This is a genomic window from Xylanimonas allomyrinae, assembly GCF_004135345.1.
GTDB classification, from domain to species: domain Bacteria; phylum Actinomycetota; class Actinomycetes; order Actinomycetales; family Cellulomonadaceae; genus Xylanimonas; species Xylanimonas allomyrinae.
On the sequence record NZ_CP035495.1, the window covers coordinates 2,493,123 to 2,505,171 of the forward strand.

10 protein-coding genes and 1 pseudogene are annotated in these 12,049 nt (G+C 74.1%); 1 reads left to right on the plus strand and 10 read right to left on the minus strand.

Annotated features, from left to right (window positions below):
- The first annotated feature begins 21 nt into the window (after positions 1–21).
- A complete protein-coding gene (locus tag ET495_RS11435; RefSeq protein ID WP_129204911.1) occupies positions 22–1,452 on the plus strand; it encodes an LLM class flavin-dependent oxidoreductase in 1,431 nt (476 codons plus the stop codon).
- A 367-nt stretch (positions 1,453–1,819) separates the two neighbouring features.
- Here ET495_RS11435 and ET495_RS11440 read toward each other — a convergent pair whose 3' ends face one another.
- From ET495_RS11440 to ET495_RS11485, 10 genes and pseudogenes are all read right to left on the minus strand, one after another.
- Positions 1,820–3,637 (minus strand): HNH endonuclease signature motif containing protein, encoded by a 1,818-nt coding sequence (locus ET495_RS11440; RefSeq protein ID WP_129204912.1) that lies wholly within the window; start codon positions 3,635–3,637, stop codon positions 1,820–1,822.
- Between the two features lie 587 nt (positions 3,638–4,224).
- A complete protein-coding gene (locus ET495_RS11445) occupies positions 4,225–4,635 on the minus strand; it encodes an NUDIX domain-containing protein (protein WP_245993040.1) in 411 nt (136 codons plus the stop codon).
- Between the two features lie 194 nt (positions 4,636–4,829).
- Positions 4,830–5,351, minus strand: a complete 522-nt coding sequence (locus tag ET495_RS11450; RefSeq protein ID WP_129204914.1) for a gamma carbonic anhydrase family protein — start codon at positions 5,349–5,351, stop codon at positions 4,830–4,832.
- 10 nt (positions 5,352–5,361) lie between these two features.
- Positions 5,362–6,492, minus strand: coding sequence for an LLM class flavin-dependent oxidoreductase (locus ET495_RS11455; protein ID WP_129204915.1), 1,131 nt, complete (start codon positions 6,490–6,492; stop codon positions 5,362–5,364).
- A 145-nt stretch (positions 6,493–6,637) separates the two neighbouring features.
- On the minus strand, positions 6,638–6,976 hold the full coding sequence (locus tag ET495_RS11460; RefSeq protein WP_129204916.1) for a rhodanese-like domain-containing protein: 339 nt from the start codon (positions 6,974–6,976) through the stop codon (positions 6,638–6,640).
- 30 nt (positions 6,977–7,006) lie between these two features.
- Positions 7,007–8,239 carry an LLM class flavin-dependent oxidoreductase gene (locus ET495_RS11465; RefSeq protein ID WP_129204917.1) on the minus strand — a complete coding sequence of 411 codons (1,233 nt, stop codon included), beginning with the start codon at positions 8,237–8,239 and terminating at the stop codon, positions 7,007–7,009.
- 96 nt (positions 8,240–8,335) lie between these two features.
- Positions 8,336–9,340 (minus strand): ABC transporter substrate-binding protein, encoded by a 1,005-nt coding sequence (locus tag ET495_RS11470; RefSeq protein WP_129204918.1) that lies wholly within the window; start codon positions 9,338–9,340, stop codon positions 8,336–8,338.
- A gap of 67 nt (positions 9,341–9,407) precedes the next feature.
- Positions 9,408–10,162, minus strand: a pseudogene (locus ET495_RS11475) (amino acid ABC transporter ATP-binding protein).
- A gap of 64 nt (positions 10,163–10,226) precedes the next feature.
- Positions 10,227–11,255, minus strand: coding sequence for an amino acid ABC transporter permease (locus tag ET495_RS11480; RefSeq protein ID WP_129204919.1), 1,029 nt, complete (start codon positions 11,253–11,255; stop codon positions 10,227–10,229).
- The gene (locus ET495_RS11485; protein ID WP_162616454.1) at positions 11,252–11,755 is read right to left on the minus strand and encodes a DUF1684 domain-containing protein; all 504 of its coding nucleotides are present in this window, start codon (positions 11,753–11,755) and stop codon (positions 11,252–11,254) included. Before ET495_RS11485 ends, ET495_RS11480 begins: the two co-directional genes overlap by 4 nt.
- Positions 11,756–12,049 lie beyond the last annotated feature (294 nt).

Here is a 12,049-nt window from a genome sequence, read left to right on the forward strand (position 1 = left end):
GGCATCGACCCAGGAGCTTCCATGAGCACGCAGCACCCGATCGTCCGCCCCGGCGCCCAGGTCCACTTCGGCGTCTTCTTCCAAGGCGTCAACCACACCACGATCTGGTCCGACCCCGAATCCGGGTCGCAGACCGAGTTCGCATCCTTCGAGCGCGTCGCCCGCACCGCAGAGCGCGGGCTGTTCGACGCGTTCTTCCTCGGCGAGGGCCTGCGGCTGCGCGAGTCGCGCGGCCTGCTCCACGACCTCGACGTCGTCGGGCGCCCCGACGCCATCACCCAGCTCGCCGCGCTGGCCGCCGTCACCGAGCGCATCGGCCTGGTCGCCACGCAGAACACCACGTACAACGACCCCGCAGACCTCGCGCGACGCCTGCAGAGCCTCGACGTGCTCTCGGGCGGGCGAGCCGCGTGGAACGTCGTGACGACCGACAACGCGTGGACCGGGGCGAACTTCCGTCGCGGCGGGTACCTCGACCACGCCGACCGCTACGAGCGCGCCGCCGCCGTGCTCGCCACCGCGCGTCGCATCTGGGACGCGTTCCCCGACGCCGGCACCCCCGGGACCGTCGCGCGCGTCACGGCATCCGCCGCCGACCTGCGCACACCGCTCGACGCCGTCATCGACCCGACGACGCCGCGCAGCCCACAGGGCCACCCGGTGATCTTCCAGGCGGGCGACTCCCCCGCCGGGCGCGACTTCGCCGCCGCCAACGCCGACGTTATCTTCTCCGCACACGGATCGGTGCTGACCGACGCGCTCGACTTCGCCGCCGACGTACGCCGGCGCGTCGTCGCCGCCGGACGCCCCGAGGACGACCTCAAGATCTTCCCCGGCACCTCGATCATCGTGGGCGACACCCCCGACGAGGCCGAGGAAAGGGCTCGCTGGGTCCGCACCCAGCAGGTCACCCCGGCCACCGCGCTGTCCATCGTCGGCAACATCTGGGGCGAAGACCTGTCGGCCTACGACCCCGACGGGCCCCTGCCCGCACACGACCCCGTCGTCGAGGAGCTCGGCGGCGAGCGCGGGTCGGCCACCACGGGCGCGCGCACCCGTGAGATCGCGCAGCGCTGGCGTGCGATCGCCGAGACCGAAGGACTGTCGATCCGCCAGCTCGTCATCCGCAACAGCGGAGAACGCGGGTTCGTCGGCACACCCGGCTCCGTGGCCGAGGACCTGACGCGCTGGGTGCGGACGGGAGCCGTCGACGGGTTCAACATCAGCCCGTGGATCGTGCCCAGCGGACTCGACGACATCGTCGACCGCGTGGTGCCCGAGCTCCAGGAGCGCGGTGCGTACCGGACGGCGTACGAGGGCACGACGCTGCGCGAGCACGTGGGGCTGCGCGAGCCGCTGCCGTGGCGCACGGAGCGACGAGACGAGCCGCGCGAGAGCGGGGCACGCGCGGGTGCAGGGCAGGAGGGAGAGGCGGCGGAGTCGGCGGCGTGACGGCGTGACGGTGTGGCGGCGTGACGGTGTGACGGCGCGACGGCGCGACAGCGCGACAGCGCGACAGCGCGACAGCGCGACAGCGCGACAGCGCGACAGCGCGACAGCGCGACAGCGCGACAGCGCGACAGCGCGACAGCGCGACAGCGCGACAGCGCGACAGCGCGACAGCGCGACAGCGCGACAGCGCGACAGCGCGACAGAGCGACAGCGCGACAGCGCGACAGCGCGACAGCGCGACAGCGCGACAGCGCGACAGCGTGGGCGGCATGACGGAGCAGCAGCGTGACGGCGCGGGGACGCGGGGACGCGGGGACGCGGGGACGCGCATGGTGACGCGGCACGCGGCAGACGCCCGCGCGGCACGTCAGAACGGCGGGTCGCCCCAGTCGGGTGGTTCGTCGCCGGGGTCGGGTGTCCGGTGCACCGTCGCGGGCACCGGGTCGGGCCGGGTGACGTAGGTGCGGCCCGTCGGGGTGGTCCACGTCAGCGTGCCGTCACCGACGGCGGACTGACTCACCGTGAAGCGTGACTGGTGCTTCAGCACGTGGTGCCGGCGGCACAGTTCGGCGAGATTGCCCGCATGCGTGCCGCCGCCGTCGGCGCGGGCGATCGTGTGGTCCGCGTCGGCGGCCGACGCCGGGCGCGCGCACCCGGGGAACCGGCAGGTGACGTCCCGCACCTTGAGGTAGTGACGCAGATCGGCGGGCGGGCGATACGACGAGGAGCCGACAGCCAGCACCGCTCCGTTCTCGGGGTGGGTCAGCAGGCGGGTGAACGACGTCGCAAGACCGGCGAGCTCGCGCGCCGTCTCCGGGTCGATGGGCACGCTGCCGTCGAGCATCGCGGGCTCGTCCGCGCGGCCCAGCAGCGTCAGCACGGGGACCGTGACGTAGATCTTCGGGCGCACCGAGCGCGCGACGGTGGCGAGCGAGAACCCGGTGCGGCCGAACGGCTCCGACCCGGCGCGTGTGCCGTCGTCGTCGGCCCCGACCGCGTCCCCGCCGTCGAGGTCGGCCCCGGCGCCCGAGGCGCCGCCCTGGCGCGACCCCGCGCATGCCGCCACGGAGGCAGCCGAGGCGAGGTCCAGGGTGCCGTCGTCGAGCAGGAGCGCGCACGCCACGTCGGCCCGGAGCTGGGCCAGCGTCCGAGCATCGCCATCGGCACGCGCGGCGCGGCCCACGGTCTCGATCCGGTCGCCGATCGCATGCACAGCAGGCGCCGGGGCGCACAGGGTCAGATAGGCCATGCCGTCTGCGGCACGGTCGATCCAGACGCCTCGCTTGGTCGCGGCCTCGGCGTGACGGACCTCGGCCGGCGTCGCGTGCACGGACTCGCGCACCCTTCGGACGGTCCTCGCAAACCGCTGCGGACTCTGACGGGCGGCGTGGTGCGCGACAAGCTCGTCGAGGCGGGCCGCGGCGGACAGGTCCAGCTCGGCCACGGCGTCGGCCACCTTCGTGGCATTGCGCCACGCGACTCGCCCGGCCAGCGCACCAGCCAGGGTCTGCGGTGCCCGTTCCACGAGCGCCTGCGCACACCCCGCGCGCACGGCGACCGCGTGCTCGTCCTGATGGATCGCCAGCGCGATCTCGGAGACGACGGCGCGGCGGGCGAGGTCACCGCGCCGAACGGCGCCCGCCGCGCGCACCTGGGAGTCGCCGTCGTCGAGCACCACCGCCTCGGCGCGCAGCGCCTGCCGACGCGCACGCTCGAGCAGCAGCGCCTCGACCGCCTCCCAGGCGTTCACCTGCGCCCGCGCTGCGGCGACGGCGTCAAGCGTCGCGTCCAGGTCGTCGATCCCGACGGCACCGCGCACGTCCACCAGCGCGGCCGCGTCTGCCGGCAACCCCCGGGCGTCGCTGCCCGCACCGAGCGGGTCGATCGGAGCCCGCCCGAGCAGTGCGTCGACCAGGTCCGGCTGGTCCCACAACCTCGACGCCAACGACCCGTCGTCCGCGATCCCGGCGCGCGCCAGCGCCGCCGCACGCTGCCTGACCAGGTCGCGGAACGACGCCCGCTCCTCGTCCTGGTGTGCACGGAGCGCGTCGGCGCGGAGCACGTCGGCGCGGAGCGCGTCGGCGCTGAGCACGTCGGCGCGGAGCGCGTCGGCGCTGAGCACGTCGGCTCCAGGGCTCGCGCCCACCGGCCGCTCGTTCGCCGTGCTCGGCGCCGTGTCGATCATGCCGTCATGATATCGAACATATGTTCGACATGCGAGGTCTGTGCGCGAACACGTCATCACGACACAGGTGCGTTCACCCGCATCACCGACCGCACGCCGACGGGCGCGCACGCCGCAACCACGCGGCTGCACCCGCGCGCGCCTCAACCGCTCGACTGAACCACGCGGACACCCCGACGCCGGAGGCGCTCGCCGGCGAGATCGGCGCCGTCGGCGCCGGAAGGCGCAAGGACGTCGTCACCAAGGCCCTGGTCGAGGCCCCACGCCCGCCGTCGGCCAGCGCCCCCTGCGAGACCTGCGCCGGGCCGTCGATCGCGGGCAGGACGACCTGCACGAGACCCTCGCGCGCGGCACCGCCCGCGCTGCCCAGATCGCCGACCGCACGCTCGACGAGGTCCGCGACCTCACGGGTTGGCGCGCCGACGTCAGACCGCCTCCGCCGGACCAGACCCGGCCCGCGGCCGTCCAGCGCGGGTCGACGCCGTCGTGCCGGTCTGCGAGGAGGGCATCGCGTTCGCGCGCGGAGCCTGGCCCGTCGGCGCGGGTGACGGCAGCAGTCCTGGCGCCTCGGCGCCGGCGCGATCCCATCAGTTCCGTACGAGGCCCCAGGTGCTGCGGTTGCTCTCCCAGGTCAGCGCGCCACCGACGTCGCCCCGCGGGCACCAGCGATGGCCGTCGTGCTCGTCCGGGCTTGTCGTCACCGCTACCGGGGACCGCAGGTGGACGACGAACAACGTCTTGACGACCTGGAGGCTGTCACTGATCGGGACGACGACGCCCTCCGCGACCTGCACGAGCGCGTCCGGCTCGAGGCGCAGGGCGGTCTCCTCCCAGACCTCTCGCACCGCGGCGTCACGTGGGCTCTCGTCCCGCTCGATCCCGCCGGTGACCGGCTGCCAGAAGCCGTCCGGTGGGAACGCCCCAGCCGCGACGTGCAGCAGCAGCACCAGATCGCTGCCCGCAAGGACCCAGCACTCGATGCTCTCTCGCGTCCGCACCGCCCTGCCCCGCCCCATGCCGCTCGCACCCGATGCCGACCACCCCGCTGGACGCTACAGGTGCGTGACGCAGCCGACGCCGCCCGCGCCACGCAGGGCACCGGCGTCGGAACGACCGCATTCTCCAGAGCACCACCACCGCGCGGAGCGTGCCCGGGGCACATTCCGCGAAGACGACCGGCGAAGACGCCGTCCTACCCGCCGACGGCCTCGCGGTGCCGCCGGGCCAGCTCCTCGTAGTGGAGGGCGTTGCTCGCCACCCGCTCGCGGCCCGCGTCGTCGAGCTCGCCGCGCACCTTCGCGGGCACGCCGACGGCGAGGTGGCCCGCCGGGATCACCTGCCCCTCGCGGACGAGCGCCCCGGCGGCGACGAACGCGCCCTCACCGATCACGGCGCCGTTGAGCAGCGTGGCTCCCATGCCGATGAGGCTGCCGTCGCCGACCGTGGCGCCGTGCACGATCGCGCCGTGCCCGACGCCGACGCCCGCGCCGATGTGCGTAGGGACGCCCTCGTCGGTGTGGACGACGCAGTTGTCCTGAAGGTTGGAGCCCTCGCCGAGCACGATCTCGTCGAGGTCGGCGCGCAGCACCGCACCGTAGAAGACGCTTGCGCGCGGTCCGATCGTGACCCGCCCGACGACGGTTGCCGTCGGGGCGAGCCACGCCGTCGGGTGGATCTGCGGGGTGTGACCGCCAAAGGAAAGCACCGTTGCCATGTGCCGGACCCTACCGGGACGCGCTCCCGGCGGTCGCGGGCACCAGGGCGGTGAAGCCCTTCGCCCGCCGCTCGTCCGCCGTCGTCCACAGGTCCGTCGTCACCTCGGCCTGGACCACGGGGATCACCTCCTGCGCGAACCTGCGCAGCACGTCCTCCTGCTGCGCGGGCGGCAGGAGGTGGTTGACGGACACCGACTGGAGCACGTGGCCGAAGCTCCGGTGGTAGTCGAGGATCTTCTCCGCGACCCGCTCCGGGGACCCGACCAGGGCGGGGCCGCGCTCGACGGCCTCCTCGATCGTCTCGAAGCTCAGCGCCTTGCCGACGTGCGTCGCCGGGTCGTACCCGCGCCGGCGCATCGACGCGACCTGCGCCTCGTACAGCGGCCGGTACTCCTCGACCGCCTGCTCGGTGGTGTCCGCGAGGAACAGCCCGCCCGACCCGGAACCCACGAACCCGTATCGCGCGTCGTGCCCGTGGGCGGCGTACTGCTCGCGGTAATGCTCGAGCAGCACCTGGTAGTTCTCACGCGGCTGCAACGCGTTGGCGGTGATGACGGGGTCGCCGTGCTTGGCGGCCAGCTCGACCGCGAACCGCGACGTCGCCGAGCCGTGCCAGATGCGGAACGGCCCGGCGAACGGTCGCGGCAGCGTGGTCGCGTGCTCCAGGCGGTGCCGGTGGCGGCCCTCCCAGGTCACGTCCTCCTGCGAGAGCAGCAGGCGCAGCAGCTCGTAGTTCTCCTCCAGGTACTCGTACTGCTTGGTGATGTCGAGGCCGAGCAGCGGGTACTGGAGGTCCTCGTTGCCCTTGCCGATCGTGATCTCCAGGCGGCCGCGCGAGAGCTGGTCGACCGTGGCGAGGTCCTCAGCGACGCGGATCGGGTCGAGCAGCGAGAGCACCGTGACGCCCGTGCTCAGCAGGATCCGGTGGGTCGCCTGGGCGACCGCACCGAGGATCACCGTCGGCGCCGACGACAGCACGTCGCCCGCGTGCCGCTCCCCCACCGCGAACGAGTCGAACCCGAGCTCCTCGGCGAGCACCGCGTGCTGGACCACGCGCTCCAGGCGGTCCGACGGCGGCACGGCCTCGCCCGTGACCGGGTGCGGCGGGTTGAACACGATGTCCAGGAGCTGGAAGCGCATCAGGCGTCCCTCCCCTCGTGCACGGCCGCTCCCGCGGCGTCGCGTCTGCCAGTCCTCGTGGTGGCGGTCGTCAGGAAGTCGACGGGCACGGCTCTCTGTTCTCCTTCGGGTGCGGTTCAGGGGGTAGGCCGGGTGCTGCTTGCGGTCAGGCGCCGTCGGCGGCGAGCAGGCCGGCGTCCTTCCAGGCGCCGAATCCGCCGTCGACGTGCGAGACGTCGGTGTACCCGCGGGCCGCGAGCGCCTCGGCGACGGGTCCGGAGCCGTTGATCGACCCGCACACGACGACGACGGGCGTGTCGTGCGCGACCGCGGGCGCGGCGGCCGGGCCGAACAGTGCGTCGAGGTCGTCGCGGTCGGCGATCGTCGCGCCGGGGATCTCGCCGGTCGACGCGCGCAGGGCGGCCGAGCGGACGTCGATCAGCAGGGCGCCGTCGGCGACCTTGGCGCCGGCGTCGGCGGCGGTCTGGAGCTCGGGGCTGGTCACGTGGTCCTCCTGGGGTTGTGGGAGTGGGTTCTAACCGGCGAACGCGGCCGCTTGTTCCGTGCGCGGGGCGCGGTCGGCGCCCGCGCCGGCCCATGCCTGGGCCAGCAGCGCGTACGAACGGCGGGCGTCGGCGGGGTCGTGGGTCGCGGTGGTGACGAGCAGCTCGTCGGCGCCGGTGACGCGCTGGAGCGTCGCCAGGCGCTCGACGGCGGTGGCCGGGTCGCCGACGATGCGCGTGTCGACGCGGTCGGCGACGACGGCGCGCTCCGGTTCGGTGCGCTCGGTCCACGGCGTCGCGTCCTGGGGGCGCGGGTAGGCGATCGCGCCGTCGGCTCCGCGACGGATCGAGGCGACCCAGTCGGCGAAGGGGGCGGCGAGGTCGTGCGCGCGCTGGGTGGTCTCGGCGACCAGGACGTCGGCGGACACGACGACGTACGGCTCGGCGAGCACGCCGGGACGGAACGCGGCACGGTAGGCCGCCACCGTGTCGAGCGTGGTGTGGGGGCTGACGTGGAAGTTCGCGGCGATCGGCAGGCCGAGCCGGCCCGCGACGCGCGCGGACTCCCCGCCTGAGGACGCGAGCACGAACAGGTCGAAAGCCGCGTCCTGGACGGGCGGCGACACGTAGTGGTGGCCGGCGTCGTCGGTGAACGTCCCGGCCCGCAGCCCCAGCACGAGCTCGAGCTCGGCCTGGAAGCTCGCGGGGGCGCGCGACGCCCCGACGACGGCGGCCTGCGCGAGGAATCGCTCACGCAGCGCGGAGTCGTTGAGCGTCGGGGGTGCGGCGGGCACGTAGAGGCCGTCGACGACGCGCGGCCCGGCCTCGCGGGGTGCCGGGCGGTCGGCGGGCCTGGGGGCGTCGGCCTGCGGGGCCTCCCCTGCCTTGTGCCGTGCCGCGCGGTCGCCGGTCGGCGGGGTGAACGCCCGGCCCAGGCCGAGGTCGACGCGCCCGGGGTGGAGCGCCGCGATCGTGCCGAACTGCTCGGCGGCGACGAGCGGGCTCGTGGTGCTCAGCAGCACCGCCCCGGATCCGACGCGGATGCGTTCGGTGCGTGCGGCCGCGGCCGCGGCGAGCACGGCCGGTGACGCCGACGCGACGCCGGGCGACAGGTGGTGCTCGGCGTACCAGACCCGGCGGTAGCCGAGGCGGTCGAGGTCGACGGCGAGCGAGACGGCGTCGCGCACGGCCTGTGCGCCCGTGCCGCCGTCGGGCACGAGGGCGAGGTCGAGGACGGAGAGCGGGACCCGGGTCGGGACGGTCATGGTGAGCTCCGAGGGTGACGGTGGGCCGGCCGGTGGCGGCGCCGCGGGGCGACGCCACCGGACGGGGTGGCGGGTGCGGGGCGGGACGCGGGCGCGTCAGCTCGTCTTGGGCAGGCCGGGCGGGTTGGTCTCGGGCTGCTCGATGGCCTCGGCCTCCAGGCCCCACCGCTGGAGCACCTTGGCGTAGGAGCCGTCGTCGAACGCGCCCTGGAGCGCGGCCGTGACGGCCGGCGCGAGGTCGTTGCCCTTGAGGGTCGCGACGGCGATCTGCGCCTTGTCGGGCCACCCACCGTTGAGCGTTCCGACGACGGCGAAGTCCTGCGGGGAGACCTTGGCCTTGTACGACGCCGACGCGTTGGGGCCGAACGACGCGTCGATGCGGCCCGACTGCAGGGCGAGGGTCGTGTCGCTGTCGTTGTCGAAGTACTCGACCTTGACGGGGGCCAGTCCCGCCTTCGTGTTCTCCTCGTCCCAGGCGAGCAGGATCTTCTCCTGGTTGGTGCCCGAGCCGACGGCGACCGTGAGCCCGGCGATGTCCTGAGGCTCGGTGATCGTCGTGTCCGCGAGCTTGCCGCCCGCCTTCACGAGCCAGCCCAGCTCGTCGTTGCGGTAGGAGGAGAAGTCGTACAGCTCCTTGCGCTCCTCGGTCACGGTGACGTTGGTGATGACGGCGTCGACGTCGCCGGACTGCACGGCCAGCGGCCAGTCGGCCCACGCCTTGACGTCGAGCTCGAGCTTCTTGCCGAGGGCGTCGGCGACGAGCTGGGCGATGTCCGTCTCGTTCCCGATCGGGGTCTTCTCGTCGTCGGCGAGGAACACCAGGGGTGGGGCGCCCGTGGCGCTCACGGCGACCTTGAGGGTGTCCGTGTCGGCGAAGGCCGGCGGGAGGAGCGCGATCGCCTCCGGGTTCGCAGGGGTGTGGATCCGGTCCTGATGCGGGGAGGTGCTCACCTCGAGCCCGGCGGCCTGTGCGGCGTGCTGCAGGTCGTCGGACTCCGCGGCGCCGGACGTGCCGCCGCAGGCGGCAAGGAGTGCGACGACGGGTCCTGCTGCGAGCGCGGCGAGCGCGGCGCGGGGGCGCCGGCGGGCGATGGAAGTCATGGGTGCCTCTCGTGGTAGGCGGGTGGTCGGTGGCTGGGAGCTGTGGCTGGGGGGTCTAGGGCAGGGGCTACAGGACCTTGGCGAGGAACGCCCTGGTCCGCTCGTGGCGGGGGTTGCCGAGCACCTGCTCGGGCGGTCCTTGCTCGACGACGCGGCCGGCGTCCATGAACACGACGGTGTCGGCGACCTCGCGCGCGAAGCCGATCTCGTGCGTGACGACGACGAGCGTGGTGCCGCCGTGCGCGAGGTCGCGGATGACGTCGAGCACCTCGCCGACGAGCTCGGGATCGAGCGCCGACGTCGGCTCGTCGAACAGCAGCACCGAGGGCCGCATCGCGAGGGCGCGGGCGATCGCCACACGCTGCTGCTGCCCCCGGAGAGCTGCCGGGGGCGCGCGTCGGCCTTGTCCGCCAGCCCGACGCGGGCGAGCAGCTCGCGCGCCTCGGGCTCGACCTCGGCGCGGCGCCGGCCCTGCGCCGAGACGGGCGCCTCGACGACGTTCTCGAGCGCGGTCAGGTGCGGGAAGAGGTTGAACGACTGGAACACGAACCCGATCCGGGTGCGCTGCCGCAGCACCTCGCGCTCCTTGAGCTCGCGCAGCACCTCCCCGCGCCGCGTGGCACGGCGCGCGTAGCCGACCAGGTCGCCGTCGAGCTCGACGAACCCGGCGTCGACCTTCTCCAGGTGGTTGACCAGGCGCAGCAGCGTCGACTTGCCCGACCCGGACGGTCCGAGGATCACGGTCACCTCACCCGGGCGGACCTCCAGGTCCACGGCGTGCAGCACCTCGAGGGTGCCGTATGACTTGCGCACGCCGTGCAGTCGCAGGTGGCCGCCCGCGGGGTCGCAGTTGTGTTCACAGTCGTGCTCGCCGTCGTGTTCGCGCTCATCGTTGTGCTCCGTCGAGGGCCGGGGTCGTGGCCGCGGTGCGGGTCAGGTGCCCGCGTGCACGCAGGGCGCGCACGAGCCGCTGCCGGGGAGTGGGTGGCACGGTGCGCAGCGCGCCGCGGGCGTAGTGCCGTTCGAGGTAGTACTGCGCGACGGTCAGCACCGTGGTGATGACCAGGTACCAGATGCCCGCGACCAGCAGCAGCGGGACGACGCGCTGGTTGCGGCCGTAGATGATGCCCACCGTGTAGAACAGCTCGCCGTAGGCCAGGACGTAGACGACCGAGGTGCCCTTGACGAGGCCGATCATCTCGTTGACCGACGTCGGCACGATGGTGCGCATGGCCTGTGGCAGCACGATGGCCCACTGCTGGCGCCAGCGCGGGATGCCGAGCGACGCGGCGGCCTCCTGCTGGCCCTGGTCGACGCCGAGGATGCCCGCGCGCACGATCTCTGCGCTGTAGGCGGCCTGCGACAGCCCCAGGCCCAGCACCGCGGCGCCGAACTTGTCGACGATGTCGAGCGTGTCGAACGAGGCGAAGCCGGGCCCGAACGGGATGCCGACGCTCAGCTCGGGGTACAGGTAGGCCAGGTTGTACCAGAGCAGAAGCTGCAGGATCAGCGGCACCGAGCGGAACACCCACATGTAGGCCCAGGCGACGGACTGGAGCAGCGGCGAACGCGACAAGCGCATGAGCGCGAGCACCGTGCCGAGCCCGAACCCGATGACGATCGAGGCCGCGGCGAGCCGGATCGTGCCCCACAGCCCGTCGAGGACCGACGGCCAGGTCAGGTACTGCGCGACGACGTCCCACTCCCAGTGGTCGTTCGTCACGAGCGAGCTGACCACCATGGCGAGCAGGACGGCCACGACACCGGTCGCCGCCCATCGTGCGGGGTGCCGCGCGGGCACCACGCGCAGGCCCGCGTACGACGGCGCGGCCGACGGGCTCGCGTCGGCACCTGCCGAATGATCGGCCGACGGCGGAGCGACCACCCGCGCCGTGGGCAGGGCCGTGGCGCTCATCGGGGCGCCTTCTCCCCCGCCGGCACCGCGAACGGCACGTGGTTGCCCGGCGCCGGGGCGGGGCACGTGCCGTGCTCGGTGAACGCGAACGGCAGGTTGCGGGCCTCGTTGAAGTCGACGCGCACCGTGCCCGACCCACCGGGGGCGAGCGTGCCCGGCAGGTCGACGGCGAGGATGCGCCACGGCGCCACGCCAGGGGTCTCGTCGGAGAACAGGATCGAGGCCCGGTCACCCGTGCCGGTCAGCAGCAAGGTCACGGCGTGGCCGGCGTGCGCGAGGTCGACCTCGCCGATCACCTGGACGTGATGGAGCAGGCCGGGGCGGGCCGCCCCCACGACGATCTCGCGCGGCTCCGCGTACTGGCGCACGCGCCCGTCGAGCACCCACGCCGGGTCGAACGGGAACGTCGGCACGCCCGCGAAGTCCGCGCGCGCCGGGGCGTGCGGGTCGCGCAACCGGATCGCGTAGCGGCCCGTGCGCTGCACGACCTCCACGGCCACCACCGCGGTCTCGCCCCCGCCCCCTCGGGCAGCGGGGCCCGGCCTGCGGGCAGGTACGACCCGAGCACCACCGACCCGCCCTCGGGCACGACGACGTCACCGGACCCGCGGGCGAGACGCTCGCCCACGAGGCCACCAGCCCCAGGCGCGGCGGCACCGGGCCCCGACGCGAGGCGGTCGCCGGCGAGCGCGGAGGGGACGTCCTCCCGCGCTTGGGCGGCATGCCCGACGAACACGGCGTCGGCGGCGCGACCAGCGGCGGCGTCGGCGGCGCGACCGGCGGCGGGACCCGCG